Source organism: Coleofasciculus sp. A1-SPW-01 (assembly GCF_040217205.1).
In the GTDB taxonomy this organism is placed as follows: domain Bacteria; phylum Cyanobacteriota; class Cyanobacteriia; order Cyanobacteriales; family Coleofasciculaceae; genus Coleofasciculus; species Coleofasciculus chthonoplastes_A.
Genome location: NZ_JAVJNP010000022.1, coordinates 1 through 24,264, shown reverse-complemented (window position 1 = coordinate 24,264; position 24,264 = coordinate 1). Strand labels below are relative to the sequence as shown.

Genomic DNA, 24,264 nt, shown 5'->3' with positions numbered 1-24,264 from the left:
CGATTGGCTTGATTTGAAGAAAACCTAGCTTAATCGCTTAATTAGTTGGGTTTCCTTCGTCAACCCAACCTACAAGCATTACACCGTGGGACTTTGGCTTAATTCATAAGACTTTATTATCACCCTAAGTACGGGAGAACCTTTCTGTTCGAGTGCCGTTTATTGGAGTTAAGGATTGGATGAGTTTTACCCTAACCGATGTCAAGTCTATTTTGTTGGATATTGAAGGCACAACCTCTGATATTCAATTTGTCCATAAGGTGATGTTTCCTTACTCTAGAGAACGGTTGGAACAGTTTGTTTTAAGCCATCAGAATTTAGACGAGGTGGTTGAGGCGATTAACCTGACGCAGCAGACGGTTAAAGCTGAACAAGGACAAGAGATTGATTTAGAGGGCGCGATCGCCACGTTACTCCACTGGATTGATCGCGATCGCAAACACCCCGCCCTGAAATCGATTCAAGGACTAATTTGGAAAGAGGGATTCGAGACAGAGGCATTTAAATCACATCTTTACCCTGATGTCAAGCCAAAGTTAGAAGAATGGGCGCGATCGGGGTTAAAATTAGGCATATATTCATCGGGTTCGATGGCGACTCAAAAAATGTTCTTCAGCCACACAGTCGAAGGAGATTTAACCCCACTCTTTTCTAACTATTTCGATTTAACCACGGGGAGTAAAAAAGAAGCGATGAGTTACGAACAGATTATCGAGGTTCTAGGATTAGCCCCCAATAAAATTGTCTTCTTTTCCGACGTTCCCGCTGAATTAGTTGCGGCGCGAGAGAAAGGGTTACGAGTGGTTCATGTCAAGCGCGAGGGAACCGCATCTTGGTCTGACGTACCCGAAGTAGAATCTTTTCAAGAGATATCGTTTGTCTCCTAAGTTAGATGCCAGGAAATAAATTTCCGGCTGAAAGCTTAAGTAAGCTAAAGCTTACTCTATTAAACGCTTTGAACCCTTTCCTATAGTTGCTGTCTTCTTCCTTGTGCCTTTATTCCTGCTGTATCATCCACACCAAAAAGGCTAAAATTTGCTCAACGGGTGGGAGGGGATAAACGATTAAATCAATTGTGACAGTAGTGGCTTCCAGTTTGAGAAATTGCCATTGGTTACCATTACTAACTGTACCATAGATACAGGGAAGCGGTTTTTCCTTAGCGATATTAAATTTCTGGGCAGCCACCATTTCCGCCACACATTGACCAATTCCCGATTTAAGGTTAGCTTGTTTCGCCTCCACAATCACAACCGCCGGGGCTTCAATGTCTAAAAGTTCGGGGGAACGACTGATCAGGAAGTCACAACGCCCATTAAGTCCCAGTGATTCATCGACGTTAAAGTCTTCGCCAGAAAATAAACTAATTTGACGGTTTAAAATGCGCCGCACTTCCACTAAAACTGGGCTAATAATTAATTCAGATCTGGCTTTTTCACTCCCTGTAGCCACGGCGAGAGGGAGATTTTCGTCCAGAATGGCGGCTAAGGTAGAACTGGGTTGAATTGGGTCAATTTCCGGCAAAAATCTAATCCCTTCTACTGTCGTGAGATTGAAGGCTTCTTTGGCTTTAGCAAGAGTCGTGAATTGACTGTATGGCATGATTTTCTTATCTAATCAAATCCGTTCATACCTCAGAACGTAGGTAAATCCAAAACAAAGCCAGGACAGGGCGACCCGATCGCATTGAATGGAATGGTGTTGTTGATTAAACCAAGCGGGTCGCCCCTACAGGAAAATTATCGGGGTTTGGGTTGTGGTATCCGGGAAGGGTAAAGGGTCTATGGTTGCTTGATCTTATCTATATAGTAAGACCCGATCGCCCAATCGTATCTATCCTGATCTAAGCCACGCGATCGCACGTTTCCCCCTTATCCCCTAACTTCTTCCCACTCCCAGGAAGACGGGGAAGCATCACTCCCAAGTCTAGTCTGCACCTGTTTATTTCCACCACCCGACTGAGATAAGCAAAACTTTTAGTTTTTACGCTTAGGTTTTAATCATTTAAAGTTAATCAAATTTAACAGGGCAGAAAACGTCACGGGTCAATCCTGATTTGATCGGGGTTTGAGGTTGTAGTACAATGTTAACTTAATCCTGTATTGTGTTATTTTTATGGCAATTTTTTAACCTTAAACGCTTCAAACCCTTATAAATACGTTATTTTATCCCGTATCGCTGCGGCAAACTTGAAACACGACAAGCATCTTACATTACCCAATTTTCTTGACTCAGACCGAGGCAAATTTGACAAACAACCATTTTTATGCATCTGAGTTTTAATCAAAAAGGGACAACTGGGGGGAATGGGAATGCAACTCAGCAGGAGTTAGAGGAAGTGCGATCGCATAAGACACAGATCACCGAATCTCTACTTAAGCCAACAAATTGAGGAACCAGTGACTGGATGGGAGGGAAGAAATAGGGCGCGATCGCACCGTGACTCAACCCAAATAATTCTCTTTATACAGTTGCGCGGTCTTCGCTTTAAATTGAGGACAGGGCGACCCGATCGCATTGAATAGAGTGGTGTTGTTAATTAAACCAAGCGGGTCGCCCCTACAAGAAGGAATTTGACAAAAGTACATTCAGTTATCCCTGTTTGACTGGTAGGGCATCACCGATCCTTTTAGGTCGGTGAGAATGTCAACGATATCCTGCATCAGACTTTTTATCAGGATAAACGGTTAACCAACTGTTTCCGAAACACCAGCCATTTTCCCATAGCCTCAGAATTAGAGTCTACCCCTTTCTGCAATAAAATCACCCCATCCTCAAACCCAATAATGCCATACTCCTGCTTTGCCGTTACCTGATCAATGAGCGATACTAGCGACTTCAAGAGTCCTCGTTCCTGATCAAAAGCTACCTGATACTGCTTTAACCGCCAAAGATCAGCAATCATATAGTCTACATTAATAACCTCTTGCTGATCATTACGTAACCTTAAATCCGGTAAGCGGATAATTTCACGGCGACTAGAGAGATGAGGAATAATATAAGTTGTCGCCGAAACACTGGCATCCGGTGGAATTTGGGCAACTAAAGGACGCATTTGTTGCACATGGTTCCACTGTTGGGGTAATGAGATATGTACCCACGGATCAAAGGAATCCGGTAGCATAAAATAAAACGCCCGATTTAACGCCGAAGCACTGGAGGTATAGGAAAAAATAAGCGTTAAAGTAATACAAAAAATCCAAAAATATCGAAACAGCGATCGCTTATATAAATCTTGATGCTGTGCCCACCAGAGAATCGCCCCATAAAACAACCCTGGCACCACCGTCATCGCATAGCGAATATTAATCGCCAGTACCGATTCTCCCTGACCTAAAAACAACTTAAGTAAGGGAAATCCCGCTATCATCCAAGAGGCGGGTGAAATCGCTGGTACAAACGCCAACGGTAACCATTGCCCCAATAAATAATTCAACGTGCGACCAAAGGGTGTCACTAATTCCACCAACACTCGTCCCGGATTACTCACCATTCCCCAGATAATTTCTAACGTAGACGCCTCATCCCCTGAAGCATATTGACCGAATCGTTCCATCATAAACCGCTGGGAAATATCCTCAGAAAATAACGGCATAACTAGATTCGTCAGTAGAATTATATAGCCAAAACTTAAGCTACAAACCACTAACCCAATCCTGGGATAGCGCCGACTTAGGATTAGGTAGACTCCCACACCAAACAAGCCGATTCCCGCATCTTCGCGCACGGCTAAAAGTAACACGCCTAATACCCAAAACAGCCACCAGCAGCGTTTTTCCATCGCTAGCAGCAGTCCAAAAACCAATAGGGGAATCTGGGAAATATCGTGAAAGTTCGATAACGTTGGACCAATAACCGCATTCGCACAGTAAAAGCTAACCGTAATCATCCCAGCTAATGGTGGTTCTAAATACTCTCGTGCGAGAACATACAGAACTAAACCCGCCACCGTGACGAATGTTACCTGCAATACAGTTAACGTGGCGGGTGTAGGAAATAAAGCATACAGGGGTAACCAAAGTAACAACGCTGGCGTAAAATGTTGTCCCAACCGATGATAATCAACCCTAGGAACCTCCCCCTGATGAACCACATTCGTTGAAAGTTGCGAGGATAAGGAACTCTCAAAAAAACGTCCGTGCAGGTTATTCCAGAAGACTTGATTAAAAATACCTTGGTCGTAGGACGAGTAAAAAGTATAGTGTCGATGTAAGCCTAAAATTAAAGCCACACAAAAAAAAGCAAGTGCCGCCGTAATCGCTAACTTTGATAGAGATACCTGAGAAAATTTAAATCGCATCATAGTATGTCCGGCTGTATAATTTGTCTATCATACCCGTAGTTATTTCCCAGAGAACATTATCCTAACAAAGGACAAAGGACAAAGGACTCCTTAATTTTGCTACCATAGCGGGAGTCCCCTTGCTGATTGTAAGATGATCAAGAGAATTTCCTTAAGCTTAGGCTTGTTGAGTGGAATCCTATTCACCGGCAATCCCGTTAATGCTGATATACCCCTAACTCCAGTCTCCACTGCATCCTCAACGGTTCCCCAAACCCTTTCCCAAGCCTCCACCTCTACCAATATCAAGCTGTTACTCGAAGACTTACCTGAGGGGTTCCAGGAACTTCCCCCCGAATTAACCGCCTCACTTGCCTCTCAATTTAGACTGTTAACCCAGCAATTCCAAGAAGCCAACCTGAACCCAGAAAATTTATTCGCCTTTGTCAATCCCGAAAGCTTCCAAATTGTTCTAGGATTTACCAGTCCCCTTAGCGAACAAGATTGGGTAAACTTTGATACTAATGTACAGCAGTTACAACAACCCGAAATTCAACAGTTACTGGTTAGCCAACTGAAGCAACGATTGCAAGGGATGGGAGAAATCAATGTTTTGGAATACAAACCCCTCCCAGAATTGAATAACGTAGCGGATACTTCAACAGGCTTTACCTTAGGCATCGATATGGAAGGAACCCCTCTACAATTAGACATGGCAACCTTTCGTCGAGGTGGAATGGTTGCATTTACAGGGGTAATGTACGTAAATGGACAAATGCCATTAATTCAAGTTGGCGATGTTGCCCAAAAGCTTGATAGTCGTATTGTCCAACGTTCGGCGCAATCTTATCCTGCTGGTTTAGCAAACCATCAGTTTTAAATCCCAAACCGACAATGTAGATTATATACCCACCTGGCGTCTATGTAGGGGCGGGTTTAACGACTATCTTTCTGGTTGCACACAAAATGTGACTAAACCCGCCCGGATTAGGTATAGCACTACTATTGCCTATTGCCTATTGCCTAGCGCTATATCATCGTTCAATTCTCTCCCGAATCCACTTCCGAAAAGCTCTTAAAGCAGCACTTGAACCTTGCGTTAAACTCATTTGGACAAATTGTGAAACCCCCTCAATCATCGGGAAATTCTCAAAAGTAGGACTTAAAGAAGATTCAACATAATTACCCGCTTGCAGTACATTAATTTTTAAAGTTCCCTGATAAAACTGCCATAACTCCGGCACTCCCAAAGCCGCATAAGCACTCAGTTGTGTTTTGGAAGTAACATCAACCTCAATCGCTAAATCCGGGGGTGGATCTACAGTTAAATCTAATCGTCTTTTGCCAATCATTAAACGATGATTTTGAATATAAAAACAATTATCTGGCTCGATTCCTGCTGCCATATCCTGGCGCTTGAACGTCGTTGAACCGTAACATTCGCGGTCAACCTCCAATTCTTCTAGCAAAATCTTTACCATGTCACCAATAATTTCTTTATCAAACTCATGTTCTGGTAATGGCATCCTAATTTCTAATTGACTGTGATAGTAAGCTACTCTAGTCGCTCGTTTTTCACCAAGTTCTTGCAAAATATCCTCGAATTTTGACCAGTTTACATCAGTCAAAATAATCCGCTGTCCTAGAGGAACACTTAACTGTTTGAGTTGTAATGTTACCATTTATAGTTACCTTTGGGTTATGTTTGTACGAACATCCCATCTGGACTCAGCTTCAGAGAAGGGAGTTGTAAATACACGCCTAGCGACCTGCTATACCACAACCCGTTCCCTATCCGCCCAAGTCGCAAACCACTATATTTTTTTATACAAAATCCCCCGGTAGCTATCAATAGCTTACCGGGAGAGACTCAGCATTTTCTGTTTGATTTCAATTGTAGATTCAAGGACACCAATAAAAAATCCGTAAAATTCAGTAATTTCCTGTTTCTAGTTTCCATAAATCGTCAAAAATACGGGTTGACAACGGGTTATGGCAATGCTATGCAAGAATACTTAAATAACTCTTTAACAAAGGACATAAGACATAAGACATAAGACCAATAACCCTTACCGCTCAAAACTGTAGATTTTTTGCGTGGTTAAATGCTCAAATACGCGGGAGGGACACTGACTCAATGAGTACATTTGCCGATCAAGCTGAACTTGTAAACTAAGCAAGGGATCGACCCCAGTAGACACTAGAAATTCTAGACGTCCCAGTTGCGACCAAGTGCTGAGTGTATCTAAGATTTTCGCGATCGCAACGCAGTAAGGATGATTACTATCCTTGTACCAGTCTGGTTCTGCCAGATTAGCTTGATCAAAGCCCAGGTGAACAATTAAGGACGGTTTCCCAAACAGTGCGATCGCCACCGGACGGGCTTCTTCCTGTAACAATAGGTTATGGCTTGCTGCTAAATGTCGCAGCTTTTCCAGTCGTTCATACCGTTCTGTCACCGGTTGAGGCGCATCTAACCACTGAATTCCCACGGTAACTAAATAGGTTTGTAGCAACAGATGACCCAGTTTCTGTGCCTTGGTTGCTAAATAGATCGAATTATAGTCATTGGATTCAATCAACAGGGGGACGCGATCGACCACCTCAATCCCATATCCCCTTAATCCAGCAATCTTACGCGGATTATTGGTAATCAGGCGAATTTTTTTGACGCCAATATCATTAAGCATCTGCGCCCCCATCCCATAGTTACGCAGATCCGCCGGAAATCCCAAGCGTTCATTCGCTTCCACCGTATCCAATCCCATATCCTGGAGGGAATAGGCTTTCAACTTATTCACCAAACCAATCCCGCGTCCCTCTTGGCGCAAATACACCAGCACCCCTTGACCCGCCGCCTCAATCATTTTTAACGCGGCTTCCAGTTGCTGACGACAATCACAGCGTAGGGAACCCAAAGCATCTCCCGTCAGGCATTCTGAGTGCATCCGTACCATCACCGGTTGGTCTTGGAACGTGTCCGGATCTCCCTTGACAATTGCCACATGTTCTGTTTTGTCCAAGGTATTGCGATAGCCATAAATTTTAAACGTGCCGAACTCTGTCGGCAATTTAGCCACCGTTTCCCGGTAGACAAAGCGATCGTGTTCCAGGCGATAACTAATTAAATCGGCAATGCTAATCAGTTTAAGATTATGCTGCTTGGCATACTGAATCAACTGCGGCAAACGCGCCATCGACCCATCGGGATTTTGGATCTCACAGATCACCCCGGCTGGGTATAAACCTGCCAATCGCGGTAAATCCACCGCCGCCTCCGTATGACCCGCCCGTTTGAGGACACCTCCTTCTCTGGCGCGGATTGGGAAAATATGACCCGGACGTCGTAAATCACAGGGTTTAGTGTGGGGATTAATCGCAATTTGGATCGTTCGCGCCCGATCTTCTGCCGAGATCCCTGTTGTCACGCCCAGATGGGATGCTGCATCAATACTAATCGTGAACGCGGTTTGATTGCTATCGGTATTTTTGGTAACCATCAACGGCAAATCGAGGGCATCGAGGCGTTCTCCCATCAGCGCCAGACAAATCAAGCCCCTGGCTTCCACCGCCATGAAATTAATCATATCCGGTGTAGCAAATTGGGCAGCGCAAATTACGTCCCCTTCGTTCTCCCGGTTTTCATCGTCAACCACAACCAAAGCGCGACCGGCTTTGAGATCGGCTAGGGCTTCATCTATCGAGTTGAATTCAAACAAAACAGTTTCAGGCGATTCCACGTCAAAAGCGCGAGTGCTAGACCGTTACATAAGATTTACCCAAAGTTGTCCACAAGTGGACATCCTTAGCGCTTATTTCCTGCTTCACTCTGGCGGTGACGGCACTCAACCAGTCCACAGGCTTTCCACCACCTAACTGGCGGCTATCTCTCTCACCTACCTAGCTGTGGTTTTTGGCTGGATAGGTATACCAATAAAGTATACATACTCTTGGAGGACCGATTCTATCAGGACAAATCTCTACCCAATTTTGGGCAACAATACGTCTCTACAACCCCCTCTCCCTCATCTGTGACTGCTTCAATGCGGCTTTCGCTTGCTGCCAAAGCTGTTCTAATTCATCAAGGCTATACTCAGACAAGGAACGAGTCGCGATCGCTTCCATACCCGACAGACGCTGGATAAACCGTTGGTTGGTGTCTTGCAGCGCTGTGGCTGGGTCAAGATCATACCAACGGGCGACATTAATTAGTGTAAACAATAAGTCCCCCAGTTCTGCCTGCTGCTCCTCTTTCCCTTCCTGGGCAATTGCCTGATGGAATTCCGCTAATTCTTCATCAAATTTTGCCCAAACCCCATCCACATCATTCCATTCAAACCCAGCGGCGGCGGCTTTTTGAGACATTTTCATCCCTGCCATTAAGGGGGGGAGTTTCCGGGCGTATCCCTGGAGTTTGCGACTCAACCGTTGTGCCTCGGCTGGGGTTTCCCCTTTTTCAGCGGCTTTGATTTGCTCCCAATTGTAACGGACTTCTTCGGCATCTTGCACATTGACATCACCGAAGACGTGAGGATGACGACGGATCAGTTTTTCGGTAATGCCATCCGCCACCTCTTTGAGGGTAAAGTCACCGACTTCGGCGGCTATTTGGGCTTGTAAGACGACCTGAAGCAGTAAATCGCCCAATTCTTCGGCAATGGCTTGGGGATTGCCACTGCGAATCGCATCCACCACTTCATAAGCTTCTTCGATCACATAAGGGGTCAACGTCTCCGGCGTTTGGGCAAGATCCCAAGGACACCCCCCATCGGGCGATCGCAACTGGGCAACCACATCGATAAGCTGTTGTAGGGCATTTGTCATTTGTCCTTTGTCATTCGTCATTTGTCTTATGCCTTATGTAAGGGGTCGAGAATGCAGGCATTTTGGTTAAGCTATAGGGACAATCCCTCAAGCGATTCGATTCTATCCGGTAACTATGAATCTAAATATTGTTGATCAAAAACTCCGCATCGAACTGGAATGGTATGAGCAACTCTGGGCGTTTACCTTAGATAAAGTATGGGAAATCCCCCTCAACCATATTACCAGTGTCACCACTGATGAACCCCCAAGCAGTTGGACAGAAATCCGCGCCCCTGGTACAGCGTTACCGGGAGTGATTAAGGCGGGAACTTACTACAGTTCCAGAGGGAAAGAATTTTGGTATGTGACTAGCGATCGCAATTACTTGGTGCTAGGGCTACAGGATGAACCCTACCAGAAAATTGTCCTGACGTTAGACCAAAATGAATTTTGGGCAGAACGTATTCAGCAAGCACAAGCGTCATCGATTTAAGGCTGGGTTAATTAGGGTAAAACGTTTGAATTGATTGAGAGTTATCAGCAGTCCAGACACTCCAGGGATTAGCATGATGTGTCCATGTGGCTTCATCCATCTGAAACAGTTGAGCAATTTTGTTTTCTAGAGTCATGGTTGTTAGATCCCAGAAGCGTCAAGTTCGTCGAGTTGAGGTTCGTTTGCGTTTAGTGGATTTACGGCGCGGCTTTTGCTTTTGACGCTGGTAGCGCTTGTAGGTGGAACTCGTCCAATCACTGATGGAGTGGATGATAGCGCCGAGTTCTAAGCCGATAAATAAGGCAATCCAGTGGGCTTGATAATCGAGGAGCGATCGCGTGATTTGTTGTTTCAACTCTTCCCCAGTCCAGGGTACAGCTTGGAATAAGTACATAATCACTAATCCGATTCCCGCTAGGGCGATGATCCAACTCCCCAGATAAAGGATACGAATCGTCGTCCCCAGGATAAAGCCGTGGGAAAAAATAGAGCGGTGGCGCATTACCTTTTGGTAGGGTAGCCAAATCCAGCGTAGCCACCCCCAGCGTTTAAAGGGGCGTGAGTAGAGATCTAAGTCGGGGCTGAACATGAGTCCACTAAAAAAAAAGCCTCCAGATACGATCAGGGTTAAGTCCCCATTCCTAGTCATGATGCGGGTTGCAGCGGTTATAAGGGGGAGGCTCCATAAGGTAATGCGATCGTGTATTTGACCAGAGGGCATATTTTTGGTAATTTCGTGTTAACCTAAGTAAGTATGTTACATACACGGGCGGTTAGCTCAGCGGTAGAGCGCCTGCCTTACAAGCAGGATGTCACTGGTTCGAATCCAGTACTGCCCATTTTTTTTGTACAGCACTTGTAGGGGCTTGGTTACCAAGCCCCTACTTGATGGGAAGCTGGTGTACCGTTTTGATATAATCACCTAACTTACACACCCAGTTTTCATGTCACAAGCGTGTATTTTAGCTCACTTGAGTCACACATCCTCTGTGCCGAACCTGATCACCTCTGAACCCACGTTAAGCACGGTTTTAATCGGGATTGCGATCGCGTTTGGATTCGGTGCGGTTCATGCACTGTCCCCTGGACATGGTAAAACCCTCGTCAGTGCCTATTTTATTGGCTCTCAAGGCACACCACAACAGGCTGTTTTACTCGGATTAACGATAACCTTTACCCATACGCTGAGTATTTTTCTCTTGGGTGCGATCGCGCTGTTTGCGTCTCAATACGTTTTGCCCGAACAATCCTATCCGGTGCTGAGTTTCGTGAGCGGGTTAACCATTGGTATCGTCGGATTGAGCCTGCTGAGAAAGCGGCTGCATTCCCATTCCCATCCCCATTCACACACACACGCCCACTCACCCACTAGCCTTTCATCCCTGGTTAAATTAGGGATGGCGGGGGGATTAATTCCTTGTCCATCTGCATTGGTGATGTTATTGAGTGCCGTTGCACTACACCAGATCAGCTATGGGCTATTTCTGGTGGGCGGGTTTAGTCTGGGGTTAGCATCAGTGTTAGTTATTTTGGGTGTCGTCGCCATTTATGCTCGCCAGTGGCTGGAGCGATTGCCACAAACGGATCAAGTGTTGCAGAAGTTATCCATTTTGAGTGCGATCGTGATCATGGTCATTGGCTTTGGTATAACTGTTGTTTCAGTCACTACCTCGTTATGAGGCAAAATCAATCACAACCTTTTCAGAGATATCAAATGAAAGTAAAACAGTTCTTTGTTGTCCTACTGGTACTTGTCAGTCTTTTGGGCTTTCCTAGAGAAGCGTTCGCCCATGGTGTAGAAACAAACTATAACTTAAACATTAAGTCCCTGGAACTTCAATCGCTGTTCAGCACAGGGGAAGCGTTTAAAGATGCGCCTGTGATTGTCCATCCTCCTGCGGGTTCAGACTATGCGCCGATCGAAGGAAGAACAAACGAACAAGGGATGTTTGTTTTTGAACCCGACTACTCCGTCAGTGGAGAGTGGGAGGTGGAGATTGGTGAGGATAGTCATTGGGATATGTTAACGATTCCGGTGAGCGATCGCGGAATTGATATCGAGGCGATCAGCCAGATTCAGGAGGATCATCCTCACCATCATCACTATCTTGCCAGTCAAATTATTGTCGTGGTGCTTGCCATTGGTTGTGGCATTGGTAGTCAATTTATCAATAAATTCAAGAATTAGCCTCCTAGGGGCGCACAGACGTGCATCCGTGTCAACTTAAGCTCAACCCCTCACCCCCAGCCCCTCTCCCACTCTGGGGAGAGGGGAGCAAGAGAGTCTAGTTCCCCTTCTCCCATGCAAAAAAAGCTCCCGCATCCTCTGGCTTCCCCCTTTTGAAGGGGGACGGGAGGGGGATCTATAAGGGGGGAATGAGGGGGGTCCAGAGTTGGGGTTAGGGGATGAGGGGGAAATGTCGAGGAGTAGATAGACACAGTTTAAAACCTTGCCAGCATTGATTTTCTCGCCTGTAGTTGACACCAATGACAGACGTGCGCCCACAGGTAGAAAAACAGGCGATCGCATTTTTGACTTGTAACGAACAATGATTCCAATTATTATCCCACAAACCCTAAAAGTTACTCAGGAGCAGTTTGAGAAACTCGCTGCGGCTAATCGCGACGTGCGACTCGAACGAACAGCAATAGGAGAATTAATTATTATGCCACCCACTGGGGGAATTACCGGAAAACGGAATATTGATATCGCGTTTCAGCTTCAATCATGGAACCGTCAGGCTGGTTTGGGAGTTGCTTTTGATTCTTCGACAGCATTTCGGCTTCCTAATGGTGCAGATCGTTCTCCGGATGCATCGTGGGTGAGTCAAGAACGATGGGAGGCTTTGACGCCAAAACAACAGGAAACATTTCCACCACTGTGTCCGGATTTTGTGATCGAATTGCGTTCTAAGAGTGACAATATGGAACCTTTACGCAAAAAGATGCAGGAATATTTAGACAATGGGTTGCGTTTGGGGTGGTTGATTGATGCGAAGAATAAACGGGTTGAGATTTATCGACCTAATCGGGAGGTTGAGGTTTTAGAGTCGCCTACGAGTTTATCAGGGGAAGAGGTTTTACCAGGATTTGTACTGGATTTACAGGTAGTTTTGGGTGGTTAACAGTCAGTTCTTTCTAAGCTGTTCGGCATTTAAACCATAATGTCAAGAATTGCGAAATCCTGGGAGCATCCCGTTTTGGACAAAGCATTACCTAAAGTAACGCAATTGCAAGGGTTTCAGCCCCATTTAAAGAGCCAACGTGCCAAATTGGGATGCTCCCGAAATCCTTGTAGTGCGTTAAGCGAAGCCATGCCGAAGGCTTTGCATCTTGCTCGCTACCCATTCCCAATTTAAATGCGTGACAGCTTATGCCAGCTAAAGATATCTACCATGATACCGTTAAAAACGCCCTGATCAAAGATGATTGGATTATCACAAATGATCCACTTACCATAGAATGGGGCAAAAAAGATTTATTTATCGATCTAGGAGCTGAAAAACTTATCGCTGCCGAGAAACAAGGACAAAAAATTGCTGTTGAAATTAAAAGCTTCGTTGGCTTATCTGAAGTGGCTAATTTAGAACAAGCTTTAGGGCAGTATATCCTTTATTACGATATTCTTCAACGCTTAGAACCAGAACGCAAACTTTATTTGGCTATTCGCGAGGAAACATTCTCTGATATTTTTGAAGAACCTATTGGCGGAATTTTGTTAGAAAATAAACGTTTGAATTTAATTGTGTTTGATTCGGTGAAGGAGGCAATAGTGCGATGGATACCCTAAATAACTACCATCAAATTATTTATGACATTCTCCACGATTATTTTCAAATACCCTATGCTTACGGAAATTTACAAAGACGATTAATTATTAGTGAAGACCAAAAAAATTACCTACTTCTAACCTTGGGATGGCAAAATAAAAAACGGGTACATGGTTGCTTGGTTCACATCGAAATCATTAACGATAAAATTTGGATTCATCGAGATGGTACAGAAGACGGTATTGCTAACGATCTGATTGCCGCAGGCATCCCCAAAGATAAAATTGTCCTGGGATTTCATCCCCCTGATGTTCGCCCTTATACAGAGTTTGCGGTTCAGTGAACGAACCAGGATGAAGCCTAACACTATCTTGGATATACTATACGTATTAGTTGTTGGTAAAATTAATTAAATGAAGGCAGTAGTCACCAATAAAGGTTTCAAATTTTTAATGGAATCAACGTGGAGGTATTGAGGCGATGAATATAATCCTAACACCAGAAGAGTTGGGCTGGTCTCCTGGTTTTTTTGAGAGGACAGCGGGAAAGTGGCAAGGGGAACCATTGACACGCGAGGAACAAGGAGAATATGAGCAGCGGCTTTGGGAACTTTTGTGATTTATCTGTTAGATACGAATACGTGCATTCTCTATCTGATTCGTCGAAATTCAGCGGTTGTTGAGAAATTGGTGACTATTCCACGGCAAGACATCGTGCTGTGCGATATTGTCAACGCTGAACTCTATTAGAAGGAAGTTGTGTGTTAACCCTAGATAGCGATTTTCGGGTTTATGGGAAGAATCGTAATCAGATGATTGATTGGGAGCATCCCATTTTGGAAAAGAGAGAAATATTATTCGCGATTGCAACTCGCGAATAATGACTTGACTTAAATATTTTCTTGCTCAGAGTCAAAAGAAATATCTAGTAAGCTATTTTTTAGAGAATCAATTGTTTTTAAAAATTCTCGGTCAACAAAAATGATCCCATGCTTGTTGGTGCAAGAGATCTTGCTCTTCAAGGTAGCCCATCTGAGATATTTGATTTGCCCGAACCTAAAATTCTTCGAGAAAATTACTACAGTGGTCAAAGCCCAACAGACAGTGAGCAAGGATCACTACAAGGATCACCATGAAGAGTTATCAGCACTCATTCTCTTCCTCTTAACTTCTCTAGCCAAACTTTTCATCTCTTCGCTCTTTGGTATTTTTGCAGCACAGAGCGATCGCACTCCATACACACCCCTTGATTAACTGGCAATTTCTTCAAGTGTTTGCTCATTCGTACACAGACGATCCTCCAATTCAATATCGCTAATACCCAACATTTCCGCTACTCGCCGCCGGGATAACTTGTCCGCTAGAACAGCACGATAGGCAAGTTCTAGGAAAATTCTAGGTAAACGTTTTTCTACAGGAAGAAAACCCTCTCCACTCTCCTCAAACGAAGAACTATAACCCAAATTTCGAGATAAACGTGCGGGCTGAATCCGCTTAAAGTCTTCCTGAGAACCTGCGAGTTGATGTTCCAAATCCAATCGAACTAACATTTCTTCATAGCTAACGCCGAAGTAGTGGGCTAAATGCACAACTTCCGCCGGATGCCTCACCCGTTTTACTCCCAGACTATGTAAACGTTCCTGCAATGCTGCTGAAGGAATCAGGAAATAAGCCGCAAATCGTTCAGCAAAGCATTCTAACGGATTAGTAACTCCATGGTGACAAAGAATAGCGGGTTGGTCATATTGATAGAGACGATGAGCTAATCCATGAGCCAAGCTAAAAGAGAGACGAGAATCAGTCTGGGCTTGGTTAATGGCAATAATATTTCCCAGTTTGGGATGAGACAAAAATAGCCCAGATATAGCATTTTGTTCCTTACCAAAGGGAATGATAAATATCATTAATCCTTGAGCCTCTAAGAAGCTTCGCAAATTAACTAGAGGTGCCATTCCCAAGTTGTAGTGATATCGAGCCTTTTGAGCCGCTAACACCGCCGTCTCGGTTTCAAGTAAGAGGCGATTGGCAAGCGGGGCAAAAGGTGGGTGAGAAACACCAGGAAAAGGAGTATCCGTCTGAGTGTAGAGTTGCTCTAGGGCATAAATTTTTTCAATCAAACGGGCAATTCCCGCCTTACTAGAAGCAGAAATAGTTTCAGAATTAAGCCGTAATGCTTCTTCCCAGTCGGATTGAACCGTTTCTTCGCCAAATAGCGATCGCAGTGGTACTCCGTAAAGCCGAGATAGACGCTCCAAGGTAAGAGCATCTACCCGACGCTTTCCGCTCTCATACTGGTTTAGAGCCGCCGCCGTGACATCTATAACTTGAGCGGCTTCAGTTTGACTTATTCGAGATCGCTCACGCGCTAGTCGCAGGCGCTGACCGAGAATTTCGTAATTCATGTTCATGTGTTGAACCCCATCTGACTTTGCCAGGTATTCTTGAGGCTTGGGTGAAAACAAAGAAGCCACCGCCAGAAGAACTCGATACCCTCATCCAAGGCATGGCTAACGCTCAATTTAGGTTGAAACCGAGCTTTGTAGAACAACTGCGACAGCGATTATAGCGTTTCTGATCAGGATAGATGCAGGGGGTGAGGGCGCAAGGATGATGCCCCTACATTCACCTCTTCTGTTAGTCGCTGATCAGGCTGGATTCGATTACTAATGGCAAATTGGCAAGATAGAGCGATCGCACTCCCAGATTTTCTGGCATCCTAGAGATGGTCAAGAGTCCCCTAGAACAGCTTCATGCCCCTTTCCCACTGCACCAAAAAAGAAATCCCGCCAACATCTCAACCCACAGACATTGATGGGCGTAGAGGTTTTGCCGCATGAAGCCAGATAGCAAGTACCAGCCACTTTGGGCATTTCTGCAACAGAGTAATCAAGATGAAGTCATTCTCACCTTTGCAGAAATTGAGGAACTCATGAATGACACCTTACCCGACTCAGCACGGAAAAAACGGGCATGGTGGAGCAATCGCAGTAAAGGCGCACTGCAAGCTTCTGCTTGGATGGAAGCCGGATATCGGGTTGAGGATGTCGATTTCGAGCAACAACGGGTGACATTCCGCCAACCTACAGCAAAACTTAAAGTTCAGCGCGTGGGTGACACTGTGCTATGGAACGCTGAACTCATCAAAGCACTGCGCCGCCACATGGGTTTAACCCAGGCAGAGTTTGCCCAAAGGATGGGTGTGCGACAGAAAACCGTCAGTAATTGGGAAATTGGTCTATATGAGCCGCCTCTGTCTACTTCTAAACATCTAGAATTGGTTGCTCAACTAGCTGGATTCAGATACGAGGAAGGGTCAGAAAATTCGGAGTAGGGTATTGACACAGGAGTAGCTTGTTTACTATATTGTCAGCATGATCGTTGGAGCTGACAATAGTTAAGCCTCAACAACCCTAACCTCGACACCCTCGATCGCCTCTGGCAATCAATCTGCATTGAAGCCCAACGTTATACACCAGAGGCATTATCCCGACTCGAAATAATCCACCAGCAGCGATATGTCTATTTATCCAACCGCTAACAAACCTAAATGTGTCACAAGGGGAGCCTCAAGTTTCCGACGCTTCCTGCCGACTTGTGACTACCCCATAAACGGAGACTTTTACCATGTTAAAACCAAACTGTCCCCCTGGTGAACTCACCTACCAGCAAGGCTATCAACAAGCCAAGCGAGGATTTCGCGATCGCGCCTCTGTTCACTCGCCTGCAAACCTACTCTGACGCTGACTTTGACGCCAGTTGGGTCAACCTGACCCCATCCGAACTCGACAGCCTCGCCGCGATCCTGATCCGAGACTTAACCGCCAACCTAAACGGAAAGGCGATCGCACCTTATCTCAACGCCCTACGTCACGGTAGCACTGATTTACTGCACAGCTTCAGTTTCCGGCGATTTCTTTTCCCATCCATTCACCTACCCGCCAACTTCCCCCAGGTCAAACCGCCTCGTTTTGGAGATGGAGACAAACTGAAATTCCGGGTGAATTGTTAGATTGGCTTTGCCCTCCTGAGTCTAATCCATAGAAAATCTTAAGCAGAATGTCACCGACTTGAGGTTGGTGGGCAATGCCCACCCTACGGCATATCAAGGATTTTGGTGATCCAAAAATGCTTGCTTCATTGCCATTCCTCTTGAGAAACACATTCTGACTCAAGGACTTAAGTAAAGGGCGACCCGACCCAATTGAATGGACTGGTGTTGAAAATTAGAGCAAGCGGGTCGCCCCTACAGTTTCCAAATGACAAATGACAAATGACAAATGACAAATGACGAATTCGGGGTAAATGTATGGCATCACCTTGCTCAGGAAAAATGTACCCTTGCTCCCCCAGCTCCCCCAGCTTCCCCAGCTCCCCCAGCTCCCCCAGCTTCCCCAGCTCCCCCAGCTCCCCCAGCTGACACACCGAGCGAAGTCGAGGTGTTCCCCCGCTCCTCCTCACCACAACACTTATTCAGCAGCCTCTACTTAGGTTTGCCGTTCTTGGGCGAGTTCAATCAACTGATCCACCAATTGAGGGAATGGTACACCAGTGGCTGCCCACAGTTGCGGATACATACTGGTGGCGGTGAAACCGGGTAAGGTATTGACTTCATTAATCAAAACCTCCCCTGTCGCCTCTACATAAAAGAAATCCACCCGTGACAAACCAGCCGCATCCACCGCCGCAAATGCTTGGAGTGCCATCTCCTGAATCTGACGACTCACACTATCCGGTAATGGTGCGGGAATCGATAACGTGGCACGACCTTCTGTATATTTAGTTTCATAGTCATAGAAATCGCTGGTATAACTAATTTCACCCACCACAGATGCTTTCGGATTATCATTCCCTAAAACCGCACATTCGACTTCCCGCGCCACGACTCCCGCTTCCACAATAATCCGGCGATCATAACTGGCTGCACTATCTAACGCCGTTTCTAACTCACTTCGCGATCGCACTTTGGCAATACCCACCGATGATCCCAAATTAGCGGGTTTAACAAAACAGGGATACCCCAACGTTTCCTCAATCTGATCACACAGTTTCGGGAAAACACAGGGATTTGACCACACCTGGGCGCGACTCAATCCCTTATGCTTCACTTGGGCAAGTCCTACTTGATCAAATACCTGTTTCATGGCAATTTTATCCATTGCCATTGCCGAACCTAAGACACCCGAACCCACACAAGGAACCTGCATTAACGTTAACAAGCCTTGAATCGTGCCATCTTCGCCATTGGGTCCGTGCAAGATGGGAAACCAAACCTCCACGTCAGCCACCTGAGGTGGAAATTGCCAGAGGTTTCCCTCTCCATTGGCTTCTAGAGGCGTTCCCGATGCCAAAACCTGATGGGCGATGTCTGGGGGTTGCCAGATGCCATCTTTTTGAATATAAATCGGTAAAACCTCGTACTTTTCCGTATTCGGTGGCGTACTCAACGCTTTCGCGATCGCTTGTGCTGAACAAATCGAAACCTCGTGTTCTCCTGAACGTCCTCCAAATAGCAGTCCGATTCGTACTTTTGTCATGTTTTCGTGAATTGTTGATGGGTCAAAAACTTATCCTACTTGGTTATGGCGAGTTTAGTAAGCTAAAACGCATTTAAATTGTGTATTCAGGCGTTACCTGTTGCTGTTCGGCTGACGCTCACGGAAGCCTCTTTCCTGTTGCCTTCCTTGGGACTGAAGTCTCCCGATCTAAATACCGAACAGCTTAATCCCAAATCCGGGTTAACTCCTTCCCAATGACATAAAACATAAGACAAATCGTCATAAACCATAAAGCAGAATAATCAAGGGAGGAATAACAACAGTCATCAAAAGACTCAGGGGAGCGCCCACGCGAAAAAAGTCCAAAAACCGATAACCTCCTGCACTGTAGACCATCGTATTGGTTTGATAACCAATCGGTGTCATAAAACTATTTGACGCGGCGAAGGTGACAGCAAACATAAAGGCAAAGGGATTGAGATCCAACGTCTGAGCCACTTGCACTGAAATGGGTAAAAGTAAAACAACCGAAGCGTTATTGGATAAAACCTCAGTCAATAATGCCGTAATCAGAAAGAAAAACGTCAGCATCCAGTAGGGTGAAAAACTACTGCCCAGGGAAACTAAATTATCGGCTAACCATTTAGTCGTTCCCGAATTTTCCATGGCAATTCCCAACGGAATTAATCCAGCCAAGAGAAAGATAATATCCCAGCGAACCGCACTATACACTTCCCCTGGTTTCAGACAGCCCGTGACGACCATTAAAACCACTCCCGCCAAGGCACTAACCAAAATTGGGAATAGGTCAAACGCTGCAACTAGAACAACACCCACACCAATTGCTACGGCAATTCCAGCTTTTTCTCGCCGTAACGATTCCATATCTCGTTGCTCAAAGACTAACAAATCGCGACTATTTTGTAATCCGACAAAACTTTGCTTGGGTCCTTGTACCAAGAGCAAATCCCCAAACCGTAAGGGAACTTTCCCCAACCGTTCCCGAACAAATTCTTGTCCACGACGAATGGCTAATACCGTCAGGTTATAGCGTTGCCGAAATCGAAAGTCTTTAAGGGTAGAGCCGGCTAGATCAGAGTTTGACAAAATTAAGACTTCTGCGATCGTATCTTCCCCAGATGTTAAGTCTTCTTCGAGGGATTTCTTGCCAAATTGGACATCGGGCAAAATATCGATCCCCCGTTCCGCTTTAATATTCAGTAAACATTCCCGTTTACCCCGAACAACTAAAATATCTCCAGGCTGCAATATTTTATCAGCCAGAGGTTGGGCAAAACGGGTTTCGTTACGGATGATCTCCAGTACGTCCATATCAAATTTACGCTGAATTTGAGTCGAACGTAACGTTTGTCCAACCAAGCTGGAACCTGGTGGAATCACAATTTCACTCACATAGTCTTGAAGTCCATACTCTTGAGTATCACTACCCGCAGCTTTTTTATTGGGTAATAGCCGGGGGGCAATTAATACAAGATAGGTTAAGCCAATCGTGAAGGTGAGTAGTCCTAATTTGGTGAACTGAAATAAACTGAATGTACCGTACCCCAATTTATCCGACAAACCACTCGCCAAAATGTTGGTGGATGTGCCAATTACGGTAATCATTCCCCCTAAAATAGTGGCATAAGACAGGGGAATGAGAAGCTTGGAGGGAGAAATCCGCTGTTGGCGACATAAATCTTCCACAATCGGCAGAAAGACAGCCAGGACAGCCGTATTATTAATCACACCACTAATCGGACCCGCAATTACCCCCAAGGCTAAAATCTGCTGCGAGGATGTTTTACCTCCCCACTTTACTAGGAGTTCACTAACGATTTGAATCGCACCCGTGCGGGCAATTCCTGCACTGAGAATAAACATTGCCATCACGGTAATCGTGGCGGAACTACTAAACCCAGATATGCCTTCCTCTGGGGTGACTAATCCCAGCACGATCAGCAGCACCATAATTGTGAGTGCGGTAATATCAACGGGCAACCATTCGCTGATGAATAAAATCAGGGTCAGTAGGATAACACCGAGGGTGAGAAGAATCGTCGTCATAGCGGGTAAGATGCATTAAGTGGCAAGTAGCGTTCGGGCTAGCACTGAATCTAATATACTTGCTAAAATTATTAATCCGTCCCTTGATACATCTGTTCAGCGACTCGTTTCAGGCGGCGTAGCTGGGCTTTCATATCCTGCTGTGTCAAGCTTGTGGCAAAGGTATTAAAGCCCCAACTGACGAGAGGATTGGGAATTTCAAACTCAAAACGATTCAGCAGCCTCGTACCTCGAATCGTGGGTTGACATTCCCAGCGATCGCGCCCTCGGAAAAATCCTTGAAATTGCCAAACGACTAAACCGGGTTCCCGTTCCACAACAACGCTGTTGAGGGTAGGCTGCACTAGCGGAATTTGAATCACAAAGCGACTGCGACTCCCGATATCTGTACTCCACTCCCCCACCGGATAACAACGCAGGGCTGGATTGAGCCAGCGGTGCATCAGTGTCAGATCCGTGATACAGCGCTCAACAGTAGTGGCACTGGCTTTTATGGGGATAGATTGTTCAAAAACTTGAGAATTGGACATTTAAAGCGATAATAGCGTCTCAATAGCTGGTAATCTGACTTGTATTACTACAGCGCCAGCTCGCTGTATCTGACTTAATCCGGATCGAATCTCCTCTATTGTGCAGAAAGGGAGGAAGACGAGGCAAATCGGAGATCAGGACACTCTTGGCAACGCCAGATGATGGATGAGGGTGGGCGGAAGGTTACTTGCCCCATCTATTTGACAAAGAGATATGCGATACCCTGATGAACACCAAAAAAAGCTGATTTGAGGTAAAAAACTAACATAAGCTTGATTTTTGTCCCCAAATTCCCCATAAAGATAGAGGTAACGCCGTAATCAGTGGGAAACTGATAGCAATGACGCTCTGAGGCGAGAAATCTTGAATTAGCACATAAAACATGGAGACAAAGATATCGATGGATTGAGAGGATTATAAATACTCGATGAGTTGTAGCCTGAAAGTCACAGATTGTGTGTAACTGCGTTTACTGTTAGAGAGTAATTAGATAAGGAAGACTATGAATCAACCTTGGCAAGGAATCATCCCAATTGGAGGTGTGCCCCCTTGGGTGCATCCCCTCTTAGCCCAAGACACACCAGCACCCATCCAAGAAACTCAGGCTGGTGTTCAGGGAATTGTGCAAAATCTGAGTAGCTTCGTTCCCAATCTAATTGCCGCGATCCTCATCCTGATTGTCGGTTGGATCGTTGCCTTGATTGCTAAGTCAATTACCAAAGGATTGCTCAACCGCACCCGTATCGACAATCAAATTGCCGAGTGGTTTGCTGGTGGTCAAGGGGCAGAAGCGCCGCCGATCGAGAAATGGGTAGCCGGTGCCGTTTACTGGATTATCATCATCTTCACGGTGGTAGCGGTTCTGCAGACCTTGAATCTTGAGGTCGTCTCTCAACCGCTGAATAATTTCCTCGACCAAATCCTGATCTTCTTGCCGAAGATTTTCGGAGCGGCAATTCTGTTGGGGGTGGCTTGGTTATTGGCAAGCTTGGTCAAGATGATCACAACCCGAGGATTACGGACATTAGGTTTGGATGAGCGCTTGGGTGAACAAGTCAACGAGACACCCCGTTCTGGAGCAGGTGAGACTCAACGTCAAACCAACCAGTTTTCCCTAAGTGAAACCATGGGGAACGCTCTGTACTGGTTCATTTTTCTGTTATTCCTGCCCTCCATTCTCAGCACTCTGGGCTTGGAAGGAACCCTGCGCCCGGTGCAGGAGTTGCTGAATGAAATTTTGGCAATCTTGCCAGATATCTTGGCAGCCCTTGTAATTGCGGCAGCAGGTTGGCTAGTGGCTCAGGTTGTGCGGCGCATTGTCACCAATCTGTTGTCAGCCGCCGGAACGGATCAACTCGGAGCGCGATTTGGACTGCAAAGTGCGCCCGGAGGGAAATCACTGTCCTGGATTATTGGCACGACGGTTTATGTCTTAATTTTGATCCCCGTCGGCATCGCCGCGCTGAATGCCTTACAGATTGAGGCAATCTCAGAGCCTGCGATCGCGATGTTAAATCAGATTCTCGATGCTCTACCGAAAATCTTTACAGCAGCGTTGATTCTGTTGATTGCTTATGTAATCGGTCAGTTTGTCAAGGATTTAGTCACCAATATTCTCGCCAGCATTGGCTTTAATAATGTTTATCGTTGGATAGGGATACCGGAACCCCGCCCCAGTCGTCCTGCTCCCACTCCCCCCCCTGCCGAACCTTCGGAGTTAGGCATACCCACTCCAGAGACTGGACCGGAAACGCGGGTTCAACCGGAATCAACTCCCTCCATTCGTACACCGTCAGAACTGGTAGGTATTATTGCATTCATTGCTATCCTCTTGTTTGCTACGGTTGCTGCAACGAATGTCTTGCAGTTTGAAGCCTTAACCACGATTGTCACCGGGATTATTGTCATCGCGGGTCAGATTCTGGCAGGGTTAATCGTATTTGCGGTTGGCTTGTACTTTGCGAATCTTGCCTTTAACTTGATTACTAGTTCGCGATCGCGCCAATCCCAAATCTTGGCACAAGCGGCTCGGATTGCGATTATTTCCTTTTCCGCTGCGATGGCGCTGCAACAAATGGGTATCGCTGGCGACATCGTAAATTTAGCCTTTGGCTTACTCTTAGGCGCAATTGCTGTCGCGATCGCGCTGGCGTTTGGACTCGGATCTCGCGATATTGCGGCGGGTCAAGTTCGTGAATGGTTATCTTCATTCAAAGAAGACCGACCCCCCGGACCCTACCAATAACGGGAAAGAGAATCGAACAGCGTTGAATTCGATCCCCTGCCAAAACGTGCAGGGGATTCTCCCGGATTTTTCACAAAAAGATGAAAAAAAGGGGTCACAATATGCCCAAATATAGATATACCAAGCATTTCGGCAATTTAAGTTAATGACCCCAACATCAACAGATTGTATCCCAAAACAAGGCTAAAGCCTTATACTCTAATGGTTTTAACGCTCAAGCTCCTCAAGAATCGCGCCAAGCCGCACAGTAAGGCAGTTTCATTTTTTTTGCCGGGGGAACTTCAGTTTAAAGGGGAGGGAACTCAAACGGCTTACTTTTCTACCTTAAGTTGACACGGATGGAGCGTGAGTCTTCTTCTTCTTATTTTAATCGTTTGGCTGGGTTTTTTTCTGTCTTTTTAACGCAGGCGCGGAAGTCCTCACCCTCAACGATAATAGGGTGAGGATGGACAGCGGAAAATTGAGGAACGAAATTTTCAAATTACAATTAACTTTTGGCGCTATAATAACAGTAACCCTCCTAGGTCTACATGGTAATGCATGGGCTAAAGATGGCATGGGCTAGGTGTGATAGAG

Annotated in this window: 24 protein-coding genes and 1 tRNA gene; 14 read left to right on the top strand and 11 right to left on the bottom strand. The window is 45.7% G+C overall.

Annotated features, from left to right (window positions below):
* Positions 1-152 precede the first annotated feature (152 nt).
* Positions 153-887 (top strand): acireductone synthase, encoded by a 735-nt coding sequence (gene mtnC / locus RH949_RS04045; protein ID WP_446351998.1) that lies wholly within the window; start codon positions 153-155, stop codon positions 885-887.
* 109 nt (positions 888-996) lie between these two features.
* On the opposite strand, the gene RH949_RS04040 is transcribed toward mtnC, so the two are convergent.
* Complete coding sequence (locus RH949_RS04040) at positions 997-1,602, bottom strand: hypothetical protein (protein ID WP_006105385.1); 606 nt, start codon at positions 1,600-1,602, stop codon at positions 997-999.
* A 664-nt stretch (positions 1,603-2,266) separates the two neighbouring features.
* On the opposite strand from RH949_RS04040, the gene RH949_RS04035 reads away from it, so the two are divergent.
* Positions 2,267-2,392, top strand: coding sequence for a hypothetical protein (locus RH949_RS04035; protein ID WP_446351997.1), 126 nt, complete (start codon positions 2,267-2,269; stop codon positions 2,390-2,392).
* A 282-nt stretch (positions 2,393-2,674) separates the two neighbouring features.
* Here RH949_RS04035 and RH949_RS04030 read toward each other — a convergent pair whose 3' ends face one another.
* The gene (locus RH949_RS04030) at positions 2,675-4,300 is read right to left on the bottom strand and encodes a DUF2079 domain-containing protein (protein ID WP_446351999.1); all 1,626 of its coding nucleotides are present in this window, start codon (positions 4,298-4,300) and stop codon (positions 2,675-2,677) included.
* A gap of 136 nt (positions 4,301-4,436) precedes the next feature.
* Between RH949_RS04030 and RH949_RS04025 the strand changes: the two genes are divergently transcribed.
* The gene (locus RH949_RS04025) at positions 4,437-5,162 is read left to right on the top strand and encodes a hypothetical protein (protein ID WP_446351996.1); all 726 of its coding nucleotides are present in this window, start codon (positions 4,437-4,439) and stop codon (positions 5,160-5,162) included.
* A 154-nt stretch (positions 5,163-5,316) separates the two neighbouring features.
* Here the strand turns inward: RH949_RS04025 and RH949_RS04020 are convergent, their stop codons facing one another.
* From RH949_RS04020 to mazG, 3 genes are all read right to left on the bottom strand, one after another.
* Positions 5,317-5,964 carry a Uma2 family endonuclease gene (locus RH949_RS04020; protein ID WP_006105369.1) on the bottom strand — a complete coding sequence of 216 codons (648 nt, stop codon included), beginning with the start codon at positions 5,962-5,964 and terminating at the stop codon, positions 5,317-5,319.
* A 387-nt stretch (positions 5,965-6,351) separates the two neighbouring features.
* Positions 6,352-8,022 (bottom strand): bifunctional 3,4-dihydroxy-2-butanone-4-phosphate synthase/GTP cyclohydrolase II, encoded by a 1,671-nt coding sequence (ribBA, locus tag RH949_RS04015; protein WP_044210584.1) that lies wholly within the window; start codon positions 8,020-8,022, stop codon positions 6,352-6,354.
* A gap of 268 nt (positions 8,023-8,290) precedes the next feature.
* Positions 8,291-9,127: a nucleoside triphosphate pyrophosphohydrolase gene (gene mazG, locus RH949_RS04010; protein ID WP_446351995.1), complete on the bottom strand. Its 837-nt coding sequence runs from the start codon at positions 9,125-9,127 to the stop codon at positions 8,291-8,293.
* A gap of 94 nt (positions 9,128-9,221) precedes the next feature.
* On the opposite strand from mazG, the gene RH949_RS04005 reads away from it, so the two are divergent.
* Entirely contained in the window at positions 9,222-9,581 is a 360-nt protein-coding gene (locus RH949_RS04005; RefSeq protein WP_446351994.1) for a hypothetical protein, read from the top strand.
* A gap of 7 nt (positions 9,582-9,588) precedes the next feature.
* On the opposite strand, the gene RH949_RS04000 is transcribed toward RH949_RS04005, so the two are convergent.
* Both RH949_RS04000 and RH949_RS03995 read right to left on the bottom strand, forming a co-directional pair.
* Positions 9,589-9,717 (bottom strand): DUF6653 family protein, encoded by a 129-nt coding sequence (locus RH949_RS04000; RefSeq protein WP_446351993.1) that lies wholly within the window; start codon positions 9,715-9,717, stop codon positions 9,589-9,591.
* 21 nt (positions 9,718-9,738) lie between these two features.
* Entirely contained in the window at positions 9,739-10,302 is a 564-nt protein-coding gene (locus RH949_RS03995) for a metal-binding protein (protein WP_446351992.1), read from the bottom strand.
* Between the two features lie 46 nt (positions 10,303-10,348).
* On the opposite strand from RH949_RS03995, the gene RH949_RS03990 reads away from it, so the two are divergent.
* From RH949_RS03990 to RH949_RS03960, 7 genes are all read left to right on the top strand, one after another.
* A tRNA-Val gene (locus tag RH949_RS03990) sits at positions 10,349-10,420 on the top strand.
* A gap of 105 nt (positions 10,421-10,525) precedes the next feature.
* On the top strand, positions 10,526-11,260 hold the full coding sequence (locus RH949_RS03985) for a nickel/cobalt transporter (protein ID WP_446351991.1): 735 nt from the start codon (positions 10,526-10,528) through the stop codon (positions 11,258-11,260).
* A gap of 35 nt (positions 11,261-11,295) precedes the next feature.
* Entirely contained in the window at positions 11,296-11,769 is a 474-nt protein-coding gene (locus RH949_RS03980) for a hypothetical protein (protein WP_006105407.1), read from the top strand.
* Positions 11,770-12,130: 361 nt separating this feature from the next.
* Positions 12,131-12,706, top strand: coding sequence for a Uma2 family endonuclease (locus RH949_RS03975; RefSeq protein WP_446351990.1), 576 nt, complete (start codon positions 12,131-12,133; stop codon positions 12,704-12,706).
* A 248-nt stretch (positions 12,707-12,954) separates the two neighbouring features.
* Positions 12,955-13,371, top strand: a complete 417-nt coding sequence (locus RH949_RS03970; RefSeq protein ID WP_044210687.1) for a XisH family protein — start codon at positions 12,955-12,957, stop codon at positions 13,369-13,371.
* On the top strand, positions 13,359-13,694 hold the full coding sequence (locus RH949_RS03965) for a XisI protein (protein WP_006105521.1): 336 nt from the start codon (positions 13,359-13,361) through the stop codon (positions 13,692-13,694). The genes RH949_RS03970 and RH949_RS03965 overlap by 13 nt, the downstream gene beginning before the upstream one ends.
* A gap of 271 nt (positions 13,695-13,965) precedes the next feature.
* The gene (locus RH949_RS03960) at positions 13,966-14,100 is read left to right on the top strand and encodes a hypothetical protein (RefSeq protein ID WP_446351989.1); all 135 of its coding nucleotides are present in this window, start codon (positions 13,966-13,968) and stop codon (positions 14,098-14,100) included.
* Positions 14,101-14,600: 500 nt separating this feature from the next.
* Here RH949_RS03960 and RH949_RS03955 read toward each other — a convergent pair whose 3' ends face one another.
* Complete coding sequence (locus RH949_RS03955) at positions 14,601-15,752, bottom strand: helix-turn-helix domain-containing protein (protein ID WP_446351988.1); 1,152 nt, start codon at positions 15,750-15,752, stop codon at positions 14,601-14,603.
* A gap of 431 nt (positions 15,753-16,183) precedes the next feature.
* On the opposite strand from RH949_RS03955, the gene RH949_RS03950 reads away from it, so the two are divergent.
* Both RH949_RS03950 and RH949_RS03945 read left to right on the top strand, forming a co-directional pair.
* Complete coding sequence (locus RH949_RS03950; protein WP_006105569.1) at positions 16,184-16,681, top strand: helix-turn-helix domain-containing protein; 498 nt, start codon at positions 16,184-16,186, stop codon at positions 16,679-16,681.
* Positions 16,682-16,999: 318 nt separating this feature from the next.
* On the top strand, positions 17,000-17,359 hold the full coding sequence (locus tag RH949_RS03945) for a hypothetical protein (RefSeq protein WP_006105585.1): 360 nt from the start codon (positions 17,000-17,002) through the stop codon (positions 17,357-17,359).
* Between the two features lie 475 nt (positions 17,360-17,834).
* On the opposite strand, the gene RH949_RS03940 is transcribed toward RH949_RS03945, so the two are convergent.
* The 3 genes from RH949_RS03940 to RH949_RS03930 form a co-directional block, all read right to left on the bottom strand.
* Positions 17,835-18,884, bottom strand: coding sequence for a D-alanine--D-alanine ligase family protein (locus RH949_RS03940; protein WP_006105567.1), 1,050 nt, complete (start codon positions 18,882-18,884; stop codon positions 17,835-17,837).
* A gap of 240 nt (positions 18,885-19,124) precedes the next feature.
* Positions 19,125-20,912, bottom strand: a complete 1,788-nt coding sequence (locus RH949_RS03935; RefSeq protein ID WP_006105506.1) for an SLC13 family permease — start codon at positions 20,910-20,912, stop codon at positions 19,125-19,127.
* Positions 20,913-20,983: 71 nt separating this feature from the next.
* Complete coding sequence (locus RH949_RS03930) at positions 20,984-21,442, bottom strand: SRPBCC family protein (RefSeq protein ID WP_006105513.1); 459 nt, start codon at positions 21,440-21,442, stop codon at positions 20,984-20,986.
* 503 nt (positions 21,443-21,945) lie between these two features.
* Here RH949_RS03930 and RH949_RS03925 point away from each other — a divergent pair.
* Positions 21,946-23,688, top strand: coding sequence for a mechanosensitive ion channel (locus RH949_RS03925; RefSeq protein ID WP_006105564.1), 1,743 nt, complete (start codon positions 21,946-21,948; stop codon positions 23,686-23,688).
* Positions 23,689-24,264: the final 576 nt, after the last annotated feature.

What these genes read in the sequence shown, in the direction of transcription:
- RH949_RS04040 (WP_006105385.1), bottom strand. Translation starts at nt 1,602, where the DNA reads ATGCCATACAGTCAATTCACGACTCTTGCTAAAGCCAAAGAAGCCTTC.
- RH949_RS03930 (WP_006105513.1), bottom strand. Translation starts at nt 21,442, where the DNA reads ATGTCCAATTCTCAAGTTTTTGAACAATCTATCCCCATAAAAGCCAGT.
- RH949_RS04025 (WP_446351996.1), top strand. Translation starts at nt 4,437, where the DNA reads ATGATCAAGAGAATTTCCTTAAGCTTAGGCTTGTTGAGTGGAATCCTA.
- RH949_RS03965 (WP_006105521.1), top strand. Translation starts at nt 13,359, where the DNA reads ATGGATACCCTAAATAACTACCATCAAATTATTTATGACATTCTCCAC.
- RH949_RS03935 (WP_006105506.1), bottom strand. Translation starts at nt 20,912, where the DNA reads ATGACGACGATTCTTCTCACCCTCGGTGTTATCCTACTGACCCTGATT.
- RH949_RS03925 (WP_006105564.1), top strand. Translation starts at nt 21,946, where the DNA reads ATGAATCAACCTTGGCAAGGAATCATCCCAATTGGAGGTGTGCCCCCT.
- RH949_RS03975 (WP_446351990.1), top strand. Translation starts at nt 12,131, where the DNA reads ATGATTCCAATTATTATCCCACAAACCCTAAAAGTTACTCAGGAGCAG.
- RH949_RS04030 (WP_446351999.1), bottom strand. Translation starts at nt 4,300, where the DNA reads ATGCGATTTAAATTTTCTCAGGTATCTCTATCAAAGTTAGCGATTACG.
- RH949_RS03985 (WP_446351991.1), top strand. Translation starts at nt 10,526, where the DNA reads ATGTCACAAGCGTGTATTTTAGCTCACTTGAGTCACACATCCTCTGTG.
- RH949_RS03950 (WP_006105569.1), top strand. Translation starts at nt 16,184, where the DNA reads ATGAAGCCAGATAGCAAGTACCAGCCACTTTGGGCATTTCTGCAACAG.
- RH949_RS03995 (WP_446351992.1), bottom strand. Translation starts at nt 10,302, where the DNA reads ATGCCCTCTGGTCAAATACACGATCGCATTACCTTATGGAGCCTCCCC.
- RH949_RS03955 (WP_446351988.1), bottom strand. Translation starts at nt 15,752, where the DNA reads ATGAATTACGAAATTCTCGGTCAGCGCCTGCGACTAGCGCGTGAGCGA.
- RH949_RS04020 (WP_006105369.1), bottom strand. Translation starts at nt 5,964, where the DNA reads ATGGTAACATTACAACTCAAACAGTTAAGTGTTCCTCTAGGACAGCGG.
- RH949_RS04035 (WP_446351997.1), top strand. Translation starts at nt 2,267, where the DNA reads ATGCATCTGAGTTTTAATCAAAAAGGGACAACTGGGGGGAATGGGAAT.
- mazG (WP_446351995.1), bottom strand. Translation starts at nt 9,127, where the DNA reads ATGACGAATGACAAAGGACAAATGACAAATGCCCTACAACAGCTTATC.
- RH949_RS04000 (WP_446351993.1), bottom strand. Translation starts at nt 9,717, where the DNA reads ATGACTCTAGAAAACAAAATTGCTCAACTGTTTCAGATGGATGAAGCC.
- RH949_RS03980 (WP_006105407.1), top strand. Translation starts at nt 11,296, where the DNA reads ATGAAAGTAAAACAGTTCTTTGTTGTCCTACTGGTACTTGTCAGTCTT.
- RH949_RS03970 (WP_044210687.1), top strand. Translation starts at nt 12,955, where the DNA reads ATGCCAGCTAAAGATATCTACCATGATACCGTTAAAAACGCCCTGATC.
- RH949_RS04005 (WP_446351994.1), top strand. Translation starts at nt 9,222, where the DNA reads ATGAATCTAAATATTGTTGATCAAAAACTCCGCATCGAACTGGAATGG.
- RH949_RS03940 (WP_006105567.1), bottom strand. Translation starts at nt 18,884, where the DNA reads ATGACAAAAGTACGAATCGGACTGCTATTTGGAGGACGTTCAGGAGAA.